This window comes from Thermohahella caldifontis, assembly GCF_041153465.1.
GTDB lineage: Bacteria > Pseudomonadota > Gammaproteobacteria > Pseudomonadales > Oleiphilaceae > Thermohahella > Thermohahella caldifontis.
Genome location: NZ_CP154858.1, coordinates 1864320 through 1888439, shown reverse-complemented (window position 1 = coordinate 1888439; position 24120 = coordinate 1864320). Strand labels below are relative to the sequence as shown.

19 protein-coding genes are annotated in these 24120 nt (G+C 50.4%); 15 read left to right on the top strand and 4 right to left on the bottom strand.

The window, feature by feature from the left end; genetic code table 11:
• Positions 1-22: 22 nt before the first annotated feature.
• The 14 genes from tviB (at position 23) to AAIA72_RS09085 (ending at position 16512) form a co-directional block, all read left to right on the top strand.
• Entirely contained in the window at positions 23-1297 is a 1275-nt protein-coding gene (gene tviB, locus AAIA72_RS09150; protein WP_369600017.1) for a Vi polysaccharide biosynthesis UDP-N-acetylglucosamine C-6 dehydrogenase TviB, read from the top strand.
• An 18-nt stretch (positions 1298-1315) separates the two neighbouring features.
• Positions 1316-2335 carry an SDR family oxidoreductase gene (locus tag AAIA72_RS09145; protein WP_369600016.1) on the top strand — a complete coding sequence of 340 codons (1020 nt, stop codon included), beginning with the start codon at positions 1316-1318 and terminating at the stop codon, positions 2333-2335.
• A 611-nt stretch (positions 2336-2946) separates the two neighbouring features.
• A complete protein-coding gene (locus AAIA72_RS09140) occupies positions 2947-3528 on the top strand; it encodes a DapH/DapD/GlmU-related protein (protein ID WP_369600015.1) in 582 nt (193 codons plus the stop codon).
• Between the two features lie 110 nt (positions 3529-3638).
• Positions 3639-4801 (top strand): IS3 family transposase gene (locus AAIA72_RS09135; protein WP_369600014.1). Its coding sequence is split into 2 segments (ribosomal slippage): positions 3639-3897 and positions 3897-4801, totalling 1164 coding nucleotides; the frame shifts between segments, so codons are not numbered across the junction.
• 196 nt (positions 4802-4997) lie between these two features.
• Positions 4998-6158 carry a hypothetical protein gene (locus AAIA72_RS09130; protein WP_369600013.1) on the top strand — a complete coding sequence of 387 codons (1161 nt, stop codon included), beginning with the start codon at positions 4998-5000 and terminating at the stop codon, positions 6156-6158.
• 304 nt (positions 6159-6462) lie between these two features.
• Entirely contained in the window at positions 6463-7356 is an 894-nt protein-coding gene (locus AAIA72_RS09125; protein WP_369600012.1) for a glycosyltransferase family 4 protein, read from the top strand.
• Complete coding sequence (locus AAIA72_RS09120) at positions 7346-8476, top strand: glycosyltransferase family 4 protein (protein ID WP_369600011.1); 1131 nt, start codon at positions 7346-7348, stop codon at positions 8474-8476. Before AAIA72_RS09125 ends, AAIA72_RS09120 begins: the two co-directional genes overlap by 11 nt.
• Positions 8473-9549 carry a glycosyltransferase family 4 protein gene (locus AAIA72_RS09115; RefSeq protein WP_369600010.1) on the top strand — a complete coding sequence of 359 codons (1077 nt, stop codon included), beginning with the start codon at positions 8473-8475 and terminating at the stop codon, positions 9547-9549. Before AAIA72_RS09120 ends, AAIA72_RS09115 begins: the two co-directional genes overlap by 4 nt.
• A 2-nt stretch (positions 9550-9551) precedes the next feature.
• Positions 9552-10586 (top strand): glycosyltransferase, encoded by a 1035-nt coding sequence (locus AAIA72_RS09110; protein ID WP_369600009.1) that lies wholly within the window; start codon positions 9552-9554, stop codon positions 10584-10586.
• Positions 10579-11799, top strand: a complete 1221-nt coding sequence (locus AAIA72_RS09105; RefSeq protein ID WP_369600008.1) for an O-antigen ligase family protein — start codon at positions 10579-10581, stop codon at positions 11797-11799. The genes AAIA72_RS09110 and AAIA72_RS09105 overlap by 8 nt, the downstream gene beginning before the upstream one ends.
• 93 nt (positions 11800-11892) lie before the next feature.
• Positions 11893-12960, top strand: coding sequence for a glycosyltransferase family 4 protein (locus AAIA72_RS09100; protein WP_369600007.1), 1068 nt, complete (start codon positions 11893-11895; stop codon positions 12958-12960).
• Positions 12960-13919 carry a UDP-glucose 4-epimerase family protein gene (locus tag AAIA72_RS09095; protein WP_369600006.1) on the top strand — a complete coding sequence of 320 codons (960 nt, stop codon included), beginning with the start codon at positions 12960-12962 and terminating at the stop codon, positions 13917-13919. The genes AAIA72_RS09100 and AAIA72_RS09095 overlap by 1 nt, the downstream gene beginning before the upstream one ends.
• Before the next feature lie 20 nt (positions 13920-13939).
• Complete coding sequence (locus AAIA72_RS09090; protein WP_369600005.1) at positions 13940-14491, top strand: sugar transferase; 552 nt, start codon at positions 13940-13942, stop codon at positions 14489-14491.
• A 53-nt stretch (positions 14492-14544) separates the two neighbouring features.
• Entirely contained in the window at positions 14545-16512 is a 1968-nt protein-coding gene (locus AAIA72_RS09085; protein ID WP_369600004.1) for a polysaccharide biosynthesis protein, read from the top strand.
• Between the two features lie 6 nt (positions 16513-16518).
• On the opposite strand, the gene AAIA72_RS09080 is transcribed toward AAIA72_RS09085, so the two are convergent.
• From AAIA72_RS09080 to AAIA72_RS09065, 4 genes are all read right to left on the bottom strand, one after another.
• The gene (locus AAIA72_RS09080) at positions 16519-17586 is read right to left on the bottom strand and encodes an LPS O-antigen chain length determinant protein WzzB (protein WP_369600003.1); all 1068 of its coding nucleotides are present in this window, start codon (positions 17584-17586) and stop codon (positions 16519-16521) included.
• Positions 17587-17695: 109 nt separating this feature from the next.
• Complete coding sequence (locus tag AAIA72_RS09075) at positions 17696-17893, bottom strand: PA3496 family putative envelope integrity protein (RefSeq protein ID WP_369600002.1); 198 nt, start codon at positions 17891-17893, stop codon at positions 17696-17698.
• A gap of 107 nt (positions 17894-18000) precedes the next feature.
• Complete coding sequence (locus AAIA72_RS09070; protein ID WP_369600001.1) at positions 18001-18861, bottom strand: MurR/RpiR family transcriptional regulator; 861 nt, start codon at positions 18859-18861, stop codon at positions 18001-18003.
• Positions 18862-18869: 8 nt separating this feature from the next.
• Complete coding sequence (locus tag AAIA72_RS09065) at positions 18870-21842, bottom strand: EAL domain-containing protein (RefSeq protein ID WP_369600000.1); 2973 nt, start codon at positions 21840-21842, stop codon at positions 18870-18872.
• A gap of 128 nt (positions 21843-21970) precedes the next feature.
• On the opposite strand from AAIA72_RS09065, the gene uvrD reads away from it, so the two are divergent.
• On the top strand, positions 21971-24118 hold the full coding sequence (gene uvrD / locus AAIA72_RS09060; protein ID WP_369599999.1) for a DNA helicase II: 2148 nt from the start codon (positions 21971-21973) through the stop codon (positions 24116-24118).
• Positions 24119-24120: the final 2 nt, after the last annotated feature.

Below are 24120 nucleotides of genomic sequence, written 5' to 3'. Positions count from 1 at the left end.
ATATTAAGGATAGGGTTAAAGTATGCAGCTTAAAGATATACAGTTAGCTATTGTTGGCTTAGGGTATGTGGGGTTACCGCTGGCAGTCGAATTCGGCAAGAAACGGCCGGTCGTCGGCTTCGATATCAACCAGAGGCGGGTCGAAGAGTTGCTGGCGGGACGCGATAGCACGCGGGAAGTAGAAGCGCACGAGCTTCAGTCAGCACGGCAACTTCGTTTCAGCTCTGATCCGGCGTCTCTCGAGGGGTGCAATGTTTTTATCGTAACAGTGCCGACGCCTATAGACAAATACAAGCAACCGGATCTGTCACCCTTGATTAATGCTAGTGAAACTATTGGCCGATACCTCAAGAAGGGCGATATCGTTATTTACGAGTCTACAGTGTATCCGGGCGCGACGGAAGAAAACTGTGTACCTGTTCTGGAACGTGTCTCAGGGCTTGTATTTAACCAGGACTTTTTCGCGGGTTACAGCCCTGAGCGCATCAATCCGGGTGATAAGGCGCACCGCTTGACCAATATAAGAAAGGTGACATCAGGATCAACACCGGAGGTGGCTGACCTGGTTGATGCACTCTACAACGAAATCATCACAGTCGGAACGTACAAGGCTGCAAGTATCAAGATCGCCGAGGCTGCGAAGGTGATTGAGAATACACAGCGTGATATCAATATTGCCTTGGTCAATGAACTTGCGATGATTTTTAATAAAATGGGAATTGATACCGAAGCGGTGCTTAAAGCAGCTGGAACCAAGTGGAATTTTCTCCCATTCCGGCCTGGTCTTGTAGGTGGACACTGCATCGGAGTAGATCCTTATTATCTCACGCATAAGGCTCAGTCCATCGGCTACCATCCGGAGATGATTCTCGCTGGCCGTAGAATTAATGATAGCATGGGCCAATACGTAGCGGCTCAGTTGGTCAAGGCGCTTATCAAGAGTCGGATACAGGTAGAGGGCTCGCGCATCTTGGTACTGGGACTGGCCTTCAAAGAAAATTGCCCAGACTTGAGAAACACTAAAGTCGTGGATATTGTGCACGAATTAGAAGACTACGGTGCACAGGTGGATATCTATGATCCGTGGGTTTCCCCAGTAGAGGCAATTAGTGAGTATGGAATTGAACCAATCAAAGAACCAGCCGAAAGTTTTTACGACGGCATCATCTTGGCTGTAGGTCACGATGTGTTCCGTGAAATGGGAGTGCAAAAGATTCGGGCGTTGGGAAAAGCAAATCACGTATTGTATGACCTGAAGTATCTTCTGCCTGAAGCAGCGTCAGATTTGAGGCTTTAAGGTTAAAGGAGGAGATACATGCATCGCTATGAGCTTCTGTGTGAAGAGCTGCACAGCAAGCCGACTAAATGGTTGATAACTGGGGTTGCGGGCTTCATTGGGTCAAACTTACTCGAAACTCTCCTTAAGCTGGATCAAGAGGTGGTAGGCCTGGATAATTTCGCAACCGGGTACCAGCGGAATTTAGATGAAGTCAAATCCTTGGTCGGCGCCACTAAGTGGGCGCGATTCCATTTCATTGAGGGAGATATTCGCGATCTGAATGACTGCCGACAGGCATGTGAAGGTGTACGCCATGTCCTTCATCAAGCAGCCTTGGGCTCGGTGCCCCGATCCATTAATGACCCAATAGCCAGCAATGACACTAATATAAGCGGATTTCTTAATATGCTGGTTGCTGCCAGAGATGCGTGTGTTTCGAGCTTTACATACGCAGCATCCAGTTCGACCTATGGGGATCATCCGGCCCTGCCAAAAGTGGAAAAAAATATTGGTAATCCCCTGTCGCCCTATGCCGTAACAAAATACGTTAACGAGCTTTATGCGAGCGTGTTTGCAAGAGCCTATGGTTTCAAGACTATTGGGCTGCGCTATTTCAACGTGTTTGGCAAGAGACAAGATCAGGATGGCTCGTATGCAGCAGTAATACCCAAATGGACCGCAGCCATGATACGGGGCGAGGATGTGTTTATCAACGGAGACGGTGAAACCAGTCGGGACTTCTGTTATGTGGATAACGCAGTTCAGGCCAATATTTTAGCTGCTGTAGCAGACGATGATGACAAAAACGAAGTATACAACGTAGCTGTTGGGGAGCGGACAACACTGAATATGCTCTTTGATGAGGTCAAGCAGGCACTCGCAAAGAGAGGCGTGCATTATGATAGAAGACCAGTTTACAGGGATTTTCGTCCCGGCGATATTCGGCATTCCCTAGCTGATATCAATAAGGCGACAAAAAAGCTCGGTTACACTCCGAATTATCGAATCCGAGATGGTATTGCACTTGCAATGGAGTGGTATCTCGATAATGTGTGAGTTTGTCATGAAGTTGCTAATAGTCAGATTGATCCGCTGACGTTGCGGCACGCCTGGTGCAGTGGTTGCCCGCTGATATAGCAAGTATGGATGGATTGATAGTCTTATCCAGTATCTGACATGCTCCAGACCTACATGGTACAACCGTTCTAAAAAACATGTACCCAACCGCTTAGGCCACCTCCGCTTAGGCCACCTGAAGGAAGTCTAACTTGGGCGCTGCTTTGAAGGGACATAGCTATGGGGGCTTATTAAGGATGGATGGACGATCCAGAGGTTTTAGCATCAGATGGGAAAGTAAAATTTGCGGCAGGAGATCCTGGATACGGTAAACGGGCTACTGGGGTAGCAAAGCCTGATCTAGTGCGGCGGTACTATAATAGTATGTTGAAGAACATCAACCGACTGACAAAGCCCGCCGTGATGGTGAATTCCACGATAGCGAGGCTTTTCAAAGAATTATTGCACCCAAAATGTCCGTCAGGGCGAAAACTAAGGGAGGAAATAAGACTAACTGATTTTTGGAATAACATGATTATATCCTGATCGAGTGTCCGTTGCATGGCGGATAGAAAGCTCTAATAGAAAAAAGATGTATTTGGAGGTTTGTTATGCGTATTATGCGACCGATAAAGAAAATCTTGCTCTACCTAAAATATCGCCATATTCATTTTAGAGAAGTAGGCGCTAATGTTTTATATAAATCATTGAAAAGCAATTTTGCTTTTGCTAATCAAATCAGTATTGGTGATAATGTTTCGATTGGTCCGGGCGCGGATTTTGATGGAGCAGGAGGAATAACCATTGGTTCCGGAGTTATATTTGCACCTGGTGTAAAAATATACAGCAGAACACATTACTATGATGGAGAAAAACTTGAAGCAATACCTTTTGATAATAAAGTGATTTGCAAAGAAGTAATTATTAAGGATTACGTGTGGATTGGTAGGGACGCAATAATACTGCCCGGTGTTACGATTGGTGAGGGCGCAGTAATAGGGGCTGGTTCGGTTGTCAGTAAAAACGTACCTGATGGCGCTGTTGTAGTTGGTAATCCTGCGAGGGTGGTTAAATATCGAAATATTGAGAGATTCAATATTCTGAAATCTGAAGGTAAATTTGTTTACGCCACTCTTGGACATAAAAAGGAATTTGTAAAGGAACCTCTGAAAAACTCCCCAAATGAAGAATAATAAGCCATCAGATACCAGCAGCGCCCAGGAGCAAGCCATGGACTATCTGATCTTGCCCAGCAATAGTGGACACCTCATTAAGCGAGTACACTACGCTACAGAGGTGAACCATGGCAAGAAAGAACACACAAGGCAAATCAACACGCAAGCGCTACTCCGAGGACTTCAAGAAGGAGGCGCTGGCGTTGGCTGACAGCGTTGGCATCAGTGCGGCAGCCAAAGAACTGGGATTGCACGAATCACAGCTCTATAACTGGCGCAGCAAGGCCAGGCAGGCACAAGGCCAGAGCGAGGCAGAACAGCAGCTCGCCGCGGAAAACGCCCGCCTCAAGCGGCAACTGGCACAACAGGCAGAGGAGCTGGCCATTTTAAAAAAGGCGGCGGCGTACTTCGCCAAGAGCCTGAAGTGAAGTACGTGTTCATGCAGGCACATGAAGGAGAGTTCCGCCTGAAAACGATGAGCCGTGTTCTGTGTGTTTCACGCAGTGGCTATTACGCCTGGCGCCGCAGGCAGGTGGCACGCTCTGCGCGTCAGCATCGCCGTGAAGCAACAGATCAGGCCGTCAGTGAGTCCTTCTGGCAGAAAAAGGGACGTTATGGTGCTCCCCGGCTGGTGGCAGAAATGGCCGAAAACGGACATGCCCTGAATCGCAAGACCATCGCAAAGAGCCTGCAGCGACAGGGCTTGCGTGCCAGAGCTGCCAGGAAGTTCAAAGCGACCACACAGTCGAAACACAATCTGCCGGTTGCCCCGAATCTTCTGGAGCAGAAATTTGAGGCGACGGCACCCAACCAGAAGTGGGTGGGTGACATCACATACCTGTGGACGGACGAAGGATGGCTGTATCTGGCAGTCGTGATTGACCTGTTCAGCCGGATGGTTGTGGGCTGGAGCATGTCTGAGCGCATGACAGCCGACCTTGTCTGTAATGCGCTTGGTATGGCGCTGTGGCGCAGGGGCATGCCCGAAGGCGTGATCGTTCATTCCGACCGGGGAAGCCAGTATTGCTCCCGTGATTACCAGAAGCTGATCAGGGCGCACAATCTCAGGTGCAGCATGAGTGCGAAAGGCAACTGTTACGACAACGCCTGTGCCGAAAGCTTTTTCCATTCCCTGAAAGTGGAGGCCATACACGGGGAGCCATTCAGAACACGAGAACAGATGCGAAGGGCTGTGTTCGAATACATTGAAGTGGATTACAATCGGGATCGCAGACACAGCGCCAACGGCAATTTGAGCCCGGGAAAATTTGAGGCACTTAAAGTCGCTTAGTTGAGTGTCCGTTGTTGGTGGGTAGGATCATAGGGGCGTTGAGCCTAAAATGCACCGTCAGAGCGCATTTTAGGCAGAAAGCGAACAATACAAGGCCTGTCTTTGGCCAGATTTGTTTGGTTGTTGATCGATACCTGTCTATGGGCTGAATTTCGGTGGCTCTAAAGGGGATTAATTCAGAGGTTCCTTAAATGTTATGATATTTAAGAAGATACTATTTCAAACAATCTTGAATCTGGCAAATTCTTTTTTCGCATTTCTATTTGTATACGCGCTGGTTCATTATGGTTCTACAAAACTTGTTGGAGAGCTTTACATTGCTTTGGCAGCCTGTTCAATGGTTTTGCTCGTGCAATTAGTCATGCCGCCCAACTTCTCTCTTATGAGGATTCAGGATAAAATCGGCGTTTCAAAAATCGTAACAAGTTTCTACTGTTATATTCAGCCGTTAGTTTTTATTGTTTCTATCCTTGTTGGCAAATATCTCTTGTCTTTTGATATCTATTTGAGTTTCTTGTTTGGAGTTTTTTGTTGCCTTACAGGAATATTTAATCTTTTCGATGTTCTTTTTCAAGCTAAAGCCAGATTAGATATCTTTCTCTCTCTTCAGACCTTATGGTCCATTATGAAGCTGGCTGGTGTAATCGTTTTGTCGCCCGAAATTATTTCTATTAAATCATTGATTAGCATTTTTGTTATATCTCAAATTTTTGTTCTGATTTTAATGTTTATATTTGCATTCAGGATTTATGGAAAGGCCCTTCGACCGGTGTCGTTAAGAAGATTAAACTCTTACCTAAAAGCATCTTATGTTCTAGCAAAGAATTATTATCTTTCAGCATTTATAAAGAAGATAATAGATAACGCACCGGCAATAGTGTTTTATCCTGTGTTAAGTCGAGATGTTATAGGGGCTTTCTCTTTGTATCAAAAGTGTCTAACATTTGGGGTTAGTCTTATAAGGACAATAGAGTCTCTTTTGCTTAACCGAGGCTTTTTTGAAATTTTTAACAGGAAGATATTATATATTGCTGCTCCCTGTTCTCAGCTGTTTGTTTTATGTTTTGGCGCGATATATCTATACTCTACTATTGGAGTGAGTTGGCCAGATTTGACCATCTTCTCGTTCACGGTATATCCTATATCTATTGTCATTTCGGAGCGAGCGAAGTTACTGTCTAGCTACAGAATTAACATAATAAACAAGGCTCTGCTTATGGCTCTCGTTGGGTTTGGCGTTTATGTTTGGATTTTTCAATCTAATACGGTAACATTTGCGCTGGCATCGTATTCATTCATGGTGTTTCTGCAGGCTCTTTTTTTGGTAGTTTTTTCTCGAATCTCCGTCGGAAAATAGACTAGGAAAGTGAAAAATGTGTAAGACAAGTGACAAAAATCTTATTTATATACTTAATAGTTATTCGAAGAACGAATCGTCACATTTTTATCATGTTATTAATCTAATTTCAGTCTTGGCAGAAAGCAATGTGAATGTTGTGTTGCTTATTGAAAAGGCAGCCGATAGGCCAGAATTCAGACAAAAAAATATAATCGTCGATACTTTGCATAGAAAAGGGTTGGTGAGATATCTTGAATTGTTTTTATTGCTCTTAAGTTATCATAAGAAAGGATACAAAAACACATTTATCAGGATTTCTAGCGTGACTGCTATCGTTGCGAGTTTTGCGGCGATTTTTTCTGGGGCTAGAACTTTTTTCTGGCAGAGTGGTACAACTCATGAATGGGATTGGGCGCAACCTTTTGGATTTAAGAAATTAAGATGGTTTTTAAAATCATATATACCAGGTTTTGTTGCTAGAAAAATGACTACATATTTCGTGACTGGACCGGAATATATGGTAGATTATTACGAAAGCATTGTTGGTGTTAAAAAAGAAAAAATCAAGCTTTTGTATAACGATATTGATATTGAGCGATTTTCATGTTCTACCACTGAGAAGAGGATTGCAAAGACAGATTTTTTAAATTCCTTAAGTCTGCCTGCCGATACAAAAATTTTGTTGATAGTACATAGACTATCTCCGGTAAGGAGAACGGGCTTCTATTTTCGGCAATTGTTATTACGTTTTAAGGGGGCAGCAGAGGCTTCAAAGACAATAATCGTGATAGCAGGTGGCGGGTGTGAATTAGAAGAGCTTAAAAAAATTTCAGCAGAATATGAACTCGAGAATAAATGTGTATTTATGGGCGAAGTTCCAAATAATAAAATACAAAGTTTATATAAGGTTGCGGATTTATTTTTGCATCCTACGTTTAATGAGGGATTTCCTAGAGTCATATTGGAGGCTATGGCATCGGGTTTGCCAATTGTATCGACTAATGCTGGTGGTTCGGAACAGTTGGTGGGTCCAAAACAAAAAATGTTTGTTGTAGATAAAAATGACCCAGTAATGTTTACTAATAAGGTTGTTGAGCTGTTAAACGATTGTAGGCTGCAACAATCACTTGCTTATGAAAATTTGGAATATGTTCGCCGTTTTTCCACAGAAAATGTAGTATTGATGTACAAGAAAGTGCTATTCGATGAAAAATAAATGTCTACATATTAGTGCAAATCAATATCCGCCATTACCAAATAGTCATCATACTGCCAACATTTGGCAAGAGTTAGCCAAGGCATTTGATGAGTATCATATTGTTGGCCGGTCTACAAATAATAGGGCTAGTTATACTATTGAGGGCAAACTACATCTGCATTTGCTTCCTTCGTTAAGTAAAAGGCAATTCGTTTTCATGGCTTTAAGCTTTTTTCTACCTTTCTATATTAGAAAAATTAAGCCAACTCATGTTGTGGCGCAATGTCCAATACTCGGTGGATTGATGGCGGTGCTTTGTAAAAATTTATACAAATATAAAGTTTTCGTTGAGCTGCATGGCGAACACTATTTCAAGCCCCGATCAACGAGTTTTAGGTCGAAAATATTCTTTATATTTTTAAGGCGTTTGGTTATGTATTCTTTTAAGCGAGCCGATAAAATACGGTGCCTTTCAGAAGACATGAAAGACGTCGTGATATCAGTGTACGGTAAGTCTTTCGAGGATAAGTTGGTTGTTGTTCCAAATCGGGTTGATCTAAAAACTTTCAAATTTAGGAAAACCGATTATGCTATTCACGAAAAAGTTAATATTGTCACTGTTGGAAGATTTACTCCCCTCAAAAATCACTTAGGCTTAATCAGGGACCTCTTTTCTACTGGAATTGATTTTAGGCTGACAATTATTGGCAGTGGGGACTTAAAAAGCGCTTACTTTCAAATCTTCGAAGAATTGGGTAACGCTGAAAATCTTGTTGTTTACGAGAATATATCTCATCGCGAGCTGTCGAGGATTTTACCACATTGTGATTTATATATACATTATTCTCTTTCGGAGGGTGTTCCCAGGGCTTTGCTTGAAGCAATGGCTTGCGGGTTGCCTGTTATTACTACTAATGTGGGTTATCTAAAAGGCGTTGTCATAAGTGGTGAAAATGGATTTGTAATCGAAAAGCCGTATAGGCGCGGTTTAAAATGTATATTGAATAAATTGCTGTCATCGGAAGATCTTAGAAGACAGATTGGTAATAATGCCAGGCGTCATATAGAGGATAACTACGAATGGGACCATGTTTTTACTAGATATAGAAATGAAATTCTAGGGATGGAACTATTATGAAAATATTAAGAGTATATCCATTTCTGCCGCCTAGGCAAGGTGGTTTGGAGAAACACGTTTTGAGGCTGTCTCAGCTTCAAAGGCAGCAGGGGCATGATGTTGTTGTGGCATTTAATTGTGGAAATATGAGTTCGCCATTTGACATCAGATTATTGCGCGGAGCTTCTCTAGCTAGGGTTAGGCCTCAGGTCGTTAGAGATCTTTTATTTTATATTGCGGTTGTTTTAAATATAACAACTAGGAGGTTGAGGTTTGATGTTGTTCACTTGCATGGCGACTATACGGCTTTTTATTTTGGCCCTTTGTTGGCAAGATTATGTTCGGCTAAAATACTTTGTTGCTCTGTGCATGGTAAAATGCGCAGAACAAAAATATTCAGATCTATATATTCAAAAATACTTTCGGATTATGACCTAGTATATTGCACAGGATACTCGGAATACCTATATCTCAAAAATGAGGTTAGGCCGAGTGTGAAAGTTTTCTGGCAACCTAGTGGGGTAGATAATGAGTTTTTATCTGAAGGGGCAAACACAGTATTTGAGTACGACGTTGTGACCGTCGGTTCTTTGGTTCCTGTTAAAAATCATAAGCTTTTCATAGACGTAGCGAATAAGCTTCCTTCTTTAAAATTTGCAATTGCTGGTTCGGGTGCGCTTCAATCAGAACTCACCCGTTATATACAATATCTTAAGGCAGATAATGTTAAGTTGCTTGGACAGCTTACTCCAAGCGAAATCAGAGATTTGATGAGGAACACTAAGATATTTCTCCTTACTTCACTTTCGGAAGGAACGCCCACTGTTATGCTGGAGGCTATGAGTGCCGGTGCTGTTGTTGTTACAACGCCTTCTAATGATTATTCTCTTATTCTCGGTGATAATATAAACGGCATTGTAACAAGCGATTTCGACGCGGAGGTGATCGCTAGTAAAATTATAGAGATTTTGGAAAATCCGTTAGAACTTAATAGGATCAGTACTAATGCAAAAAGGAAAAGCGCGGAGTATCAGTGGGAACGTGTCGCCCAAAATATATCTTCTTTGATGCTCGATGGTTTGGGGAGGCGTTAGTGGTGGCTATCCTTCAATTGGTAACCGGGCTCGGAGTCGGTGGAGCTGAGCGTGTAGTTGTTGAACTAGCGAATGAGTTGAAGAGACGTGGATTGGATGTCCATGTCATTTCATTAAACGAAGACACTGAGATTTTGGAGCAATATAAAGATATTGAGTTTCCACATAAGGCGCTATCTATAGCTAAAACTATTAAGGGTTTTGTGCATGCATTTTTAATGGTTAATTGTTACATTAGAGATAAAAATATAAATATAATACACGCTCATATGTTTCATTCGTTGGTTTTGGCCGTCGTTCTCAAATTTTTCAATCGGAACCTAAAAATAGTTTTTACAAGTCATACTTTTCGGGTGGGAGGGTTTGTTAGAGTTGGTTTCATAAAACTGACAAGGTCATGGCGCGAAAATGATATAGTTTTCTCCAAAAAACAGCACCCACATTTGAATGCGTCCCCAGTTATCATCAAAAATTCCGTAAAGCTTAAAGCTGTTCGGCATTATAAATCCCGTGATAATTTCACTTTTTTGTTTCTTGGTCGCCTTGAAACACCTAAAAATCCAATGGCTATTACTGATATTGTATTGGGAATGAAGGATGAAACGGCTAGATTCATTGTCGCCGGTGATGGTAGCCTACGCCAAGACTTGGAGACGAAGATTTTTAAGGAGGGACTAAGCTCACGAATAAGAGTAATCGGAAAGGTTTCAGACATAGATGCCGTGTTTTCAGAAGTGGATTGCCTTATATTACCTTCTTTGTGGGAAGGCTTACCTATGGTAATTCTAGAGGCTGGCGCCAGGGGAATTCCGGTTGTTTCTACACCAGTTGGAGCAATCCCTGAGCTTATAAATAAATCTTGTGGATATTTGACGGCTTTGAGGGATTTTCCGACTATTCTTGATAAAATTGTAGAAAATCCCGAAGAAGCTCGCAAAAGGGGAAGAAAACTAAGGGATATTTTATCTCATGAATATAGTTTGGATCAGTTTGTTAGTAAGCATTTAACTATTTATGAGGGGCTTTTGAGTGGCTGATGTGGTGGTTAAATATGGATTTCCTTTTGTGTTTTTTGTAGCTTATGTGGTTTTTTGTATTAAACAACGTTCGACTAACATAAGACTTGCGGCCCTATTTTTTACCAGCGCCGTTTCTTTCTCTCAGAACTTCGTCTTTGTATTTAGAGAAGTTCATCAGTTTATTCAATTGTTTCTTGTTTGTATGCTTATTTTGTTAATATCTAAACGTAGAAAGCTATCAAAAGTAATTGGTTTGTTCTCGGTTTTTGCCCTGTTTGTTTTTCTTTCTATAGGGGCTGCACCATTTGACTCGGATGTCAAAGTTCAAACGGCTAATTTCATTTTGGTTTTTCTTATTCTAACGTTTTTGTTTACGGCTATCCATTCAGTAGCTGACTTGATTTCATTGCTTAAATATATCGGGTTTTTGGGATTTCTCTTGTCGTGCTCTGGTATTTTTGAGTATTTAATTGGTGGGACTGACAGAATTGAAGGCACATTCGCGAATCCTAATTATTTTGCATTATTCGTCGCGCTATCCTGGGTCCTAGTATTAAGCTACTGCAATTCATTTATTAAGTATTTTTTTATTGCGGTGATGACTGTATCGCTTTTTTTATCTGGATCTCGTTCAGCATTAGTAATTCCATTGATTCATTTTTGTTGGCTTTTTTATAGAGGTGCTCTTGGTTACAGGCGTTTGGCTTATGGGTTTATGTTTTTATTGGGCATTTTTATATTATTTTCTTCTGGCTTGACTCGCTTTTCGTCGTTGGAAACCAGCGCTAGTGATGCTGAGCGATTGATTTTTGCAAAAATGGCTATAAATATGGCCTATGATAACCCCGCTTTCGGTGTTGGTTGGGGGCGGTTTGTATCTGAATATTCGAACTATTCTATAAGTGTTAATAAAGTAGATCTTTCTTCTGGATCGATAGATCCAACAAAATATGATAGACGAGTAACCCATAATGATTTGTTGAGAATCTTAGCAGAACTCGGGTTTTTAGCATTTTTTATTTGCGTTTATTTTGTCGCTAAAACATTTGTTATTATAGTTCGTTACCATGGCTTCAATGTGCCACCTCTATTTGCCTGCTGGACGGGTATTGTGTTTTTTTCATTCACGCACAACAATCTCAATACTGCAATGACTTGGTTTTTTATCTTTCTTCCGTGGTTTGTTTTTTATAAGTGCAAAGCATCTAAATATGTCTCGCATGTTAACTAATGATATGACATTTTTCAACAAAAACGGCGTGCATAGTTCATCGAAAGTTATTCTGTATGTGGTTAACACCCGGATTTTTTTCTTTCTCACCGCTTGCAATTGGCAGAGGCTGCGCAGAGTGCCGGTTATGAAGTGCATGTTGCAACCGCAGACGGACCTAGCGTCGAGTTAATTCGGGCTAAAGGATTTATTCATCATATTGTGCCTTTTGCACGTAGTGGCCAGAATCCTTTAAAAGAGTTGAGGACATTGTTTAGCCTAGTGCGGCTGTTTCGAGGAACAAATCCTTCATTGGTACATCTAGTAACTATTAAACCCGTTCTTTACGGTGGCATCGCAGCGAGGCTCGCGGGCGTTGAGGCGGTGGTTAGCGCCGTTTCTGGGCTGGGAACTGTTTTTTTAGCTGAATCACTCTTGGAACGGGTGAGGCGTTGGATCGTCATCGGTCTTTACCGTTGTGCTTTCAAGCAAAAAAAGTTGGCTGTGATATTCCAAAATCCGGATGATCGTCAGGCACTAGTGTCACTAAAGTTAGTTTCACTACACCAGACTCATTTGATCAGGGGGGCTGGTGTACCCTTATCTGATTATCCTTATATTCCTGAGCCTGAAGGCAAGGAGATTGTAATAATGGCCGCACGTTTGCTTAGAGATAAAGGAGTATTTGAATTTGTTTCGGCTGCAAGGCTTTTAAAGCTCCGCGGTCTGGCAGTAGAAATGCGTCTTGCTGGCTCACCGGACCCAGGTAACCCGACGAGTGTAACAGAGCCGATGCTGAAACAATGGAAGGCTGAAGGAGACGTTGTGTTATTGGGTTTTCGGGATGATATTGCGCAACAATACGCAGCTGCTCATATAGTTTGCTTACCCTCCTACCGTGAAGGTCTGCCTAAAAGTCTATTAGAAGCTGCAGCTTGCGGTAGAGCCATCGTAACAACTGATGTACCAGGCTGTCGAGACGCAGTTATACCTGGCAAGACAGGGCTTTTGGTGCCGGTGAAGGACGTTGAATCCCTCGCTAATGCGATTCAAAAGTTGATTGAAAACCCGGGCTTAAGGAGAGAAATGGGGCTAGCTGGCCGCCGTCTGGCTGAAAAGGACTTTGCTATTGAAAAGATTGTGGATCAGCATTTGGAAATTTACAAGGAGCTGCTCAGTTAATGTACAAGCGATTACAAGTCTTAGTAACCGGGGCGACAGGCTTTGTTGGTAGAGCAGTCGTTCAATCGTTAAAAAAACATGAAAATATAGATGTATCTCTTGCTTTGAGGGCTAAGTCTGAATTCCAAGGTTGCACTACATATTTTGTTGAGGATTTTAACGGAAGAACGGACTGGACAAATATTTTGTCTGGGCAAAATGTCATCATACATACTGCGGCCCGTTCACACATTATGAAAGATGAATGTTCCGACCCTTTGTTAGAGTATCGTCGTGTGAACGTTTATGGGACGCTAAATCTAGCGAGGCAGGCTGCTACGTTAGGTATAAAGCGTTTTATTTTTATCAGTTCTATCAAGGTCAACGGAGAGACTACGAAGCGCGGGTATGCATTTTCGGAGGCCGATTATCCACAACCAGAAGGTGCATATGCTATTTCAAAGTTTGAAGCTGAGCAGGGGTTATGGGATATTCAGTGCAAGACAGGTATGGAAGTGGTAATTATCCGTCCTCCTCTCGTATACGGTCCGGGGGTAAAGGGGAACTTCGCTAATATAATCTATATGATAAAGAAGGGTGTTCCCTTGCCTCTCGGAGCGATCCATAATAAACGTTCATTGGTGGCACGAGATAATCTGGTAGACTTGCTTGTGACTTGTATAGAGCATCCTGCCGCAGCTAATCAGGTATTCCTTGCCGGTGATGGGCAAGACCTTTCGACAACAGAACTCTTGAGAAAAATTGGGCGAGCGGTAGGTAAACCAGCTCGACTGGTTCCGGTGCCTGAGAAGCTGCTTTGGCTAGGTGCACGATTGGCTGGGAAGGAGGACATCGCGCAACGGCTTCTTGGCTCCCTGCAAGTGGATATATCTAAGGCTCGCAGTATTCTTGGCTGGACGCCACCTGTTACGCTGGAAGAAGGGTTGCGAAGGTGTTTCTGGGAGGCTAGTGCTCACTAAGGCAATTTGGCGGAGGTAAAATGATTCGTTTTTTTGATGTTGTACTCTCGTTATTGGGGTTGTTGGTGAGCTTTCCATTACTGGTGATGCTTTGTCTAGCGGGTTACATAGACACGGGATCGCCGATTTTCCGGCAGCAAAGAGTCGGGCGTCATAAAAAGCCCTTTGTGTTAGTAAAGTTCAGAACCATGCGGCCTGACACCGAGTCTGTTGCCACGCATCTAGCAAACGCGGCAGCAGTGACGCCACTAGGTCGCTTTCTTCGTCGTACAAAGCTGGATGAGCTTCCACAGCTTTGGAATGTGCTGAAAGGTGAAATGAGTTTGGTTGGCCCCAGACCGGGTTTGTTCAACCAGCATGATCTGACCGAGGCACGCGATCGGCTCGGTGTGTATGAGGTGAGGCCAGGAATCACGGGACTGGCCCAGATTCAAGGCATTGACATGTCAACGCCGGAACTCTTGGCCGCCACAGACAAGGAAATGATTGATACAATGAGTCTGACCAATTACTGCAGATACATTATTCTGACGGTTTTGGGAAAGGGAATGGGAGACAGGGTGCGTGGCTGACCGCCCCTTGTGGAGACTAGTGTGTCAGTTTCGGAAGAATTGAAGGGAGCATTATGGCAGGATCAGTGACGCGTGGCAGCAGAGTAGTGAAGGTATTTGACTGGCTGTTCGAACTGCCACGCCCGAAAAAACGTCTCATTTCCGTGGCGGCAGATACGGTGCTGCTGTCCCTGGCGCTCTGGATGGCCTTTACGCTCCGTTTGGGTGAAGTTTTTCTGCCTGCTGAGACCGGCTTCTGGCTCGGGTGGCTGGTGACGCTGTCCTCAAGCTTGCTGGTGTTTGTCAGGCTGGGGCTTTATCGCGCCGTCATCCGCTACATGGGGGAGCATGTTCTGTTCACGGTGCTGGCGGGCACCACACTGTCTGCGGTGATTCTTTCGGTGGTGGGTGATGTGCTGCAGGCGTTTCAGTTGCCGCGTTCCGTCCCGGTGATCTACTGGGCCTTTGCCACCCTGTTCGTGGGCGGTACCCGCTATCTGGTGCGCTATTACGTCCATCAGGCGGCGAGCAAGGAAAAGACGCGGGTGGTGGTGTATGGTGCGGGTGTTTCCGGTCGTCGGCTGGCAAATGCCCTCCAGAGCGGGCCGGAATATTCGGTCGTGGCCTTTGTGGATGACGATCCCGCCAAGCAGGGAACGGTGGTCTGTGGTCACCGGGTGTATGCGCCTGCAGGGCTGAAACAGCTCATGGAAGACCGTGGTGCGGAGTTGGTACTGCTGGCCCTGGGGCATGCCTCCCGCGGACAGCGCCGGCTGGTACTGCGCTATCTCGAGCAGCAGTCGATCCGGGTCATGACCATCCCGGACATTGACGACATCATGTCCGGCCGCGCGCGCATCGAGGAAGTGCGTGATATCGATATCGAGGACCTGCTGGGGCGGGATCCGGTCGCACCGGACCCGGCGTTGCTCGGTCAGGGCATTACCGGCAAGAATGTGATGGTCACCGGCGCCGGGGGGTCCATTGGTTCGGAACTGTGCCGGCAGATCCTCAGGCTGCGTCCCCGGACGCTGGTGCTCTTTGAGCTCTCCGAATATGCCTTGTATGCCATCGAGAAGGAACTGGAGGCTCAGGACGAAGCACCGCAGGTGCGCATCGTTGCGGTGCTGGGCTCCGTCCAGCATCAGCGGCGGCTGGAGTCCGTCATGCAGGCCTTTGAGATTGATACGGTTTACCATGCGGCCGCCTACAAGCACGTTCCCTTGGTTGAGCATAATATCATCGAGGGCATCCGGAACAACGTGTTCGGAACCTGGTTTGCAGCAGAAGCCGCCATCCGCTCGGGCGTTGAGAAGTTTGTGCTCATTTCCACGGACAAGGCCGTGCGGCCCACCAACGTCATGGGGGCGAGCAAGCGCTGTGCAGAGCTGGTGCTGCAGGCATTGGCACAAAGGCAGCACAATACGAAGTTTGCCATGGTGCGTTTTGGGAATGTGCTGGGCTCTTCCGGCTCGGTGGTCCCCCTCTTTCGCGAGCAGATTCGCAGTGGTGGGCCGGTTACGGTGACTCATCCGGATATCATCCGCTATTTCATGACGATACCGGAGGCCAGCCAGTTGGTGCTGCAGGCGGGTGCCATGGGGGGCGAGGGTGAGGTATTTGTGCTGGATATGGGCGAACCGGTCAGGATTGCTGACCTGGCCGCCAAGATGATCCATCTGATGGGGTTGGAGCCCAGAACCGAAGCCAATCCGGATGGCGATATCGAAATTGTCTACACCGGGCTGCGTCCGGGTGAAAAGCTCTACGAGGAGTTGCTGATTGGTGATAATCCAACCGGCACGGATCATCCTCGTATTCTGAAAGCTCAGGAGGTCAGTCTGCCCTGGCCTGAGGTGGAGCGTTTGCTGAAGCGGCTGGATCTGGCCTGTCATGCGTTTGACTGTGGCATGATTCGCCAGTTGCTGCTGGATGCACCGCTGGGATATCGACCCGCCAATGATCCGGTGGATCATATTTGGTGCATCAACAGTCAGCGAGAGGTGGTTGAGGAGGTGGGCTCTTCGGAGTCCGCCTCCTGACAAAAATCAGTCTCTGAATGCTCTGCGGATAAGGGCTGCGAAGACCCCCAGCATCAGGCCCAACACCCCCGCCAGTGCCATCACCAGCGCCCGCTTGGGCTTGGCGGGGTCCAGCGGGTTGCTGGGCGGGTCGATCAGGGTAAAGGTCTGCCCGGCAAAGGTTTTGGTCTCAATGCGCTTGAGGGTATCCAGTTTGGCTTTGACTTCCGCCAGCCCTGCCACGAAGGCGTCCTGATTCAGGCGCGCTTCCCAGGACGCCTTGAGTGCGCTCAGGGTGCGGGTGCCCTTGAGGTACAGCGGAATATCCACGACTTGGATCACCCCGCCGGCCCGGTTTGGTGCCCCTTCGGGGGAGAGTGCGCCCCCCACGGCCTTGAAGCTTTCATCCTGTTCAATGCCCAGCTTTCTGGCGATCTGGAGCGCCTCGTCGAGTTGGGCAATGCGGGCTCTGACCGTTTCATTGTGCGTGGCGCGCAGCTCGATGATCTTGCGTTCCAGCGTGCGGATGTTGGCATCCAGCACCGCACGGTAGTCTTCTTCCAGCAGGCGCAGCGCAGTCGCGTTGGCCCGCTTGATCAGTTCGCTGAGGTCGGTTTGTGCCTGATCGGCCGAGTTGGCTTCCAGGCTCAGGGTGACGGCGGTATCGCCGTCCTTGCTGCGCGGGCGGGTCACCTTGAATGCCTTGAGCCGGCTTTCAATCCAGCCCTTGGTCGCGTCAGCGTCACCTTTGAGGTCTTCCGGGAGCTGGCTTTGGAAGTAGTCCGCCTGCAGCGTCTTGGATTCCACCAGTTGAACAAAGCGCTTGAAGAGGACTTCCGAAGTCAGCGTGAAGTTGTCGATCGGCTGTGGCGCCAGCGTCAGGGTTTGCTGAGTGCTGGGTTCATCCACGCGTGCATCGGAGATGTAAACCGGCGGGGTTATGGCGAGATAGCCGCCCGCCAATGCCAGGCAGAGCAGCGTAATGCCTGCGATCAGACCGCGGCTGGCCCAGAGGTTGCGAACGAGCTCTCCGAGATCAATTTCGTCGTCAGCAACGGGATAGGTTACCGGCGGTGTCGGTTGAGGTGAATTCATGTACGGCCCTGAGTTGTGTTTGATTCTTTATCTTCAGGGCCGCAATTTTACCGTTTTTAACGCTTTTCCGCCATGACAGCCGGTAAACGGGATGGATTTCCGCCTGGCTTTACTCCAGCCACCACCCGTCCGCAATCTGCCGTTCCAGGCGCTTGCGTTCAAAATAGTCTTCGATGGCGCGGCGGGCCTTGAGGCGGCGCTTGGCGGTGAGGCGTTCGCTTTGCTGGCGTTCTTCCTGAGTCACATCCAGAAAGGCGTCAACGAGGGTCTGATGGAGGTCGGTATTGCCGTGGGAGGACATGGCCATGGCTTCAGCTCCTGTCGTTCCGTTATTGTTGTTATGAATCCTGCAGGATTATTTTTACCAGATGATGACGCTCTGGAAAAGCCTTTATGACCGAGGCTGCCAGGATTTCAGGCGTCGCCCTGCCAGCGCAGTGTTCGCAGGTTGTCCTTCACGCGCCGCAGTTGCGTCTCGGCGGGTTCACCCATCTGCATGTAGAGTTCGGTGGCGAGGATGTCCAGCACGGCCAGGTGGATGAGGCGGGAAGCCAGGGGAGTGAAGGTTTCGGTGTCCTCGCTCACGCGCACCGCCAGCAGGATGTCGGCCAGGCTGGCCAGGGGGCAGCTCGCCGGGCAGAGGGTAATGAGCCGGGCGCCGGATTCACGGACCTTGCGGCAGGCTTCCAGCAGGTTGCGGTTGCGGCCGCTGTGGGAGATGGCAAGCACCACGTCCTGTTCGTCCAGCAGGGCGGCGGCCATGACCTGGGTATCGGGGTCATGACAGGCGAGGGTGTCCAGCTTGAGGCGGAAGAATTTTTGCTGGGCGTCCTGGGCCACGGCGCCGGAGGCCCCGAAACCGTAAAGCAGCAGCCGGCGGCTGTCACGGATGGCGTCCGCGGCGGCCTGCATGGATTTCCAGTCAAGATCCATCAGCAGCCGGGCCAGGGCGTGCTGAATGCCCTGAATGACCTTTTCGCCGATACGGTCGATGGTATCTCCGGGCTGCACCGGATAGATGACCGGTGCCTGGGCCTGTACAAGCTGCTGCGCCAGGTTGACCTTGAATTTCTGGAAGCTGGCGTAGCCGAGCGCCCGGCAGAAGCGCACGATGGTGGGCTCGCTCACGTGGGCCTCGGTGGCCAGATCCACAATGCGCATGTGGATGACGTCCTGAGGATGGCGGCGCACGTATTCCGCGACCTTGCGCTCGCTCTTGCGCAGGGTCTGTTCATGCTGATTCAGCCAGCCGAGAATGTCCTGAGGGGTATCCATACCCCGTACTATAGAGAGGTGAGGGCGTTCATTTCAACTGCGGGAACGCTCAGCGGCGCAGAAAGTTGCCGGTGCAGCAGTTCGCTCAGCCGTTGGGTGCTCAGTGGCGGTGAAATGAAATAGCCCTGCAGGGTATGACAGCCGCAGCGCTTGAGGAAGCTGATGTGCTCCTGATTTTCCACGCCTTCGGCCACCACTTCCAGGTTCAGGCTTTGCCCGAGCAGGATGATGGCCCGGGTGATGGCCGCATCGTCCGGATTGGTGCAGGCATCCTTGATGAACATCTGGTCAATCTTGAGCGCATTGATGGGGAAGCGCTTGAGATAGCTGAGGGAGGAGTAGCCGGTGCCGAAGTCATCCACGGTCACGTAGATGCCCATTTCCCGGAACCGGCTCAGGGTGAAGGTGGTGCGGCTCAGGTTTTCCATCAGGGCGCTTTCCGTCAGTTCCAGATCCAGCTGGCTCGGGGGCAGGCCGGTTTCGTCGAGAATGTCCCTGACGGTGCGCACCAGGTGGCTCTGGCGGAACTGGTAGGCGGACAGGTTCACCGCCACCCGGATATCCCCGAGTCCCTGATCGGCCCAGCGCACGGCCTGGGCGCAGGCCTGCCGGAGCACCTGTTCGCCGATTTCCATGATGAGGCCGGATTCCTCGGCCACCGGCACGAATTCCGCCGGCGAGATCATGCCCCGTTCGGGGTGGTGCCAGCGTACCAGTGCCTCGACACTTTCGATCATCTGTGTGCGCACATTCAGCTTGGGCTGGTAGTAGACTTCCAGCTCGTTGCGGGCCAGCGCCTTGCGCAGTTCGGACTCCAGTGACAGGCGCTGGCCGGCCAGATTCTGCAGCATCTTGCTGTAAAACTCGAAGGTGTTGCCACCCAGATACTTGGCCTGACGTACCGCGGACTGGGCCTGGGCCAGCAGCGTCTGCAGTTCGCGGGCATTGTCCGGGGTCAGGGTGATACCGATGGACACGGCCAAGTAGATTTCCTGCCCTTCCACATTGAAGGGCACCTTGAGGGCATCGAGGATGCGCTGGGCCAGTGCGCCGGCCTCGGCCCGGTTGCTGACTTTCTGCAGAATGGCGAACTCGTCGTTGCCCAGGCGTGCCAGGGTCTCGGCCTGCTGCGCCAGTGCGGAGAGCCGCTGGGCCACCTGCTTGAGCAGGGCGTCGCCACCATCATGTCCGAGACTTTCGTTGACATGGCGGAAGCGGTCCACATCCAGCACCATCAGTGCATAACGCTCGAAGTGTTCGCGCATCTGGTTGAGGGCCTGATGCAGCCGGTTCTTGAACTGAACCCGGTTGGTCAGGCCGGTGAGGTCGTCGTAGTTGAGCAGGTAGTGCAGCTGTTCGTCCGTGCGCTTGCGTTCGCTGCTGTCGATGAAGATGCCGGCGTAGAGGGTGGTGCGGCCCTGGTCATCACGGACGGCGGAAAGCTGCATCCACTGGGGATAGTAGTCGCCGGAACGGCGTTTTTCGTATATCTCGCCCTGCCATTGTCCTTCGGCTTTCAGGGCCTCGCAGATCCGCCGGAAGACTTGCTCCCGCTGGGGCGTACCGCTGATTTCCATCAGGGTCTTGCCCAGCACATCTTCCGGGGCATGACCGGTGATGCGGGTGAAGGCGGGGTTGACGGTCAGGAAGCGGAAGTCCGCATCCAGGGCAAAGATGCCCTCGGCCGTGAAGTCAAAGACGGTCTTGGCCAGCCGGAGCTGTTCGTCCATTTCATGGTCGCGGGTCACATCGCGGCGGGTGCCGATCATCCGTGTCGCGCGGCCGTGCTCATCGCGGCTCACCACCTTGCCGCAATCCTCCACCCACAGCCAGCCGTTGTCGGTGCGGACCCGGTAGTGCACCCGGTAATCGCTGGCTTCGTCCTTCAGGCAGCGGACCAGGGCCTGGCGCAGTGTGCGCTCGTCTTCCGGGTGCAGGATGTCGCGAAGGCGGGCGACGAAGTGTTCGGAGCTCAGTTCGCTCGGGCCGAAGGCATCATGGAACGGCGACTGGAAGACCCTGCCTTCGGGAATATCCCAGTCCCAGAGCGCCAGTTCGGTGGCTTCGATGGCCTGGCTGAGACGATGCTGACTCTTGACCAGTGCATCGCTGATGGATTTGCGCAGACGGATCTGCTTGCTGAGCTGACGGTTGGCCTGTTCCAGCTCGCGGGTGCGTTCGCGTACGGCGGTCTGCAGTTCTGCCTGAGCCGCCTTCAGGTCCGCTTCCGTCTGTTCGCGCTGGCCGATTTCCCACGCCAGCTGCTGATTCAGGGATTCGGTGTGCTGTCGGGCATTGTCCAGATAGCGGATGAGTGTCTGGTGAATCAGGCCCTTGCGGGCATAGCGGGCCGAAGCCCGGAACCAGAGCAGGGCCACGGGGTAGAGGAAGGCGGCCAGCGTCGCCATTTCCAGATACAGGTGGGCCGGCACGTCACCGCCCCTGGCCCATGCCAGCCCGGCCAGCCAGGCGATGGGGGTGGACGCAATGAGCACGAAACCCGACGGCATGGTGCCGAGGAAATACAGAATCAGGCAGGTGGCGCCCAGCACGGCCTGGCCGATGACTTCCAGCGCGGGCGTGGGCAGCATGCTGACCTGCAGGGCCAGGCCGGGTCCCAGAAGCAGGGGAATGCCGGCCAGTATCAGGTTGGTGACGCCATTGAGAATGTAGAGCACTCTGGGAGGCGTGCTCTCCGGCGTCTGCACCCGCCCCTGTATGCTGCGCCCAAGAATCAGGACCAGCAGCGCCTCGGCCAGCATCAGCACGGCCCAGGAGGGCAGGCTGCCGGCAGCACGACCGGTCAGTTGCAGGCTCACGGCCACCGCTGCGGCACACAGCATGAGAACCAGTGCCGCCAGCGAGGCCCGCTTGCCCAGCCGGGCAAACTGCTCCATGCGTACGGCAATGGGCTTCGGTCTGGCCATTTCCGACATCAGCCGGAAACTGCCCGACAGAGTCTCGTTTTCGGGAGCAGGCATGTTAGTATGTGACGCCTCAGCGCAGCGGTTCATGGCACACCATTAAAAAGGATCGGCGCGCGCCACACAAGGCCTGTAGCGGGCCATATGCCTATTTTGTGAATTTGCGTTCATTTTTCGAGAGCAGGATGTCTGATACCACATTTCTGGAGTCCCTCAACCCCGCCCAGCGGGATGCCGTCACCTGTGAAGCACCGGGTCTGCTGGTACTGGCCGGCGCCGGTTCCGGCAAAACGCGCGTGCTGGTTCATCGCATCGCCTGGCTGATTCTGGAGGGGCGTGCACCCGCCCACAGTATTCTCGCCGTGACCTTCACCAACAAGGCCGCGCGGGAAATGCGCGAGCGGGTGGATGCGCTGGTGGGTGACCGGGCGGCCGGAATCTGGCTGGGCACCTTCCACAGCCTGTGTCACCGGCTGCTGCGTGCCCACTGGCGTGATGCCGGGCTGCCGGAAAACTTCCAGATTCTCGACAGCGAAGACCAGCTTCGGCTGGTGAAGCGGGTATTGCGTGAGCTGAGACTGGACGAAGGGCGCTTTCCGCCGCGTCAGGCCCAGCATTTCATCAACACGCAGAAGGATGAGGGGCGACGGGCGGATGCCGTGGATCCGGCCGGCGATTACTGGCTCAAGACCATGCAGCAGGTGTATGCCCTCTACGAACAATACTGCCAGCAGTCCGGCCTGCTGGACTTTGGCGAAATTCTACTGCGTGCGCACGAGCTCTGGCTGAAGAAGCCGGCCCTGCTGGAACATTATCAGAACCGTTTCCGCCACATCCTGGTGGACGAGTTTCAGGATACCAACGCCATTCAGTATGCCTGGCTGCGGGTGTTGTCGGGCGGCCGGGTGCCCATGACTGTGGTCGGGGATGACGACCAGTCCATCTACGGCTGGCGTGGTGCCCGGGTGGAGAATATTCGCCAGTTCGGGCGCGACATGCCGGGCACGGAAATTGTCAGGCTGGAGCAGAACTATCGTTCCACCCAGACCATTCTGGATGCAGCCAACGCGGTCATCAGCCGCAACCTGGAGCGCATGGGCAAGCAGCTCTGGACCGACCGGGGGCAGGGCGAACCCATTCAGCTCTATACGGCCTTCAACGAGCAGGATGAGGCCAATTTCATCGTCGATCAGGTTCAGCGCTGGGTGGAGGGGGGGCGCTTGCGCCGCGAGGTGGCGGTGCTTTACCGGTCCAATGCCCAGTCCCGGGTGATTGAGGAGGCGTTGGTGCGCCACGGGGTGCCCTACCGGGTCTATGGGGGGCAGCGTTTCTATGACCGGCAGGAAATCCGTAACGCCCTGGCGTATCTGAGATTGATCCGTTTTCCCGGAGATGACGCCGCCTTTGAACGGGTGGTCAACGTGCCGGCCCGGGGCATCGGCACCAAATCCGTGGAAACGCTGCGCGAGCTGGCCCGCAGCCAGCGCATTGCGCTCTGGCATGCCGGGGAGCAGGCCCTGCAGGCCGGGCTGATCCGGGGCAAGGGGCAAAGTGGACTGGCCCGCTTTTTCCAGACGATCAATGCCTTGCGTGAAGCCGCGGACAGCCTGCCGCTGACGGAGCTGGTGAAGCGCATGCTGAAGGAAACGGGGCTGCTGGAGTTTCATGCCAATGAGAAGGACAAGGGTGAAGCGCGCAAGGAGAACCTGGAAGAACTGGTGAACGCCGTGGCCGCCTTTGAGTCGGAAGAAGAGCCGCTGACGGAATTTCTGGCTCAGGCTGCACTGGATGCGGGGGAGCAGCAGGCCAGCGAGGATCAGGATGCGGTTCAGCTCATGACCCTTCACAGCGCCAAGGGACTGGAATTTCCGCTGGTGTTCATGGCCGGCATGGAAGAAGACCTGTTTCCTCACGCCATGTCCGCGGAGGAACCGGGCCGGCTGGAAGAGGAAAGGCGTCTGGCCTATGTGGGCATTACCCGGGCGATGGAGCGGCTGGTGCTTACCCATGCCGAGAGCCGCCGCCTGTACGGACAGGACAAGTACCCGGCCCTGTCCCGCTTCGTGCGGGAAATTCCGCCGCAACTGATCGAGGAAATCCGTTTGCGGGGCAGTGTGAGCATCCCTGCCGCGGCACAGCGTGGCAGCCAGTTGGTGCAGGATGAAGCGGGCGGACTGTCGCTGGGTGCGCGGGTCCGGCACCCGCGATTTGGCGAAGGCATTGTCCTGGCCTGCGAGGGCCAGGGGCCTCACGCCCGTGTCCAGGTCAATTTTGACGAGGCAGGCAGCAAGTGGCTGGTATTGTCCTACGCCAGACTGGAAGTGCTGGGCTGATC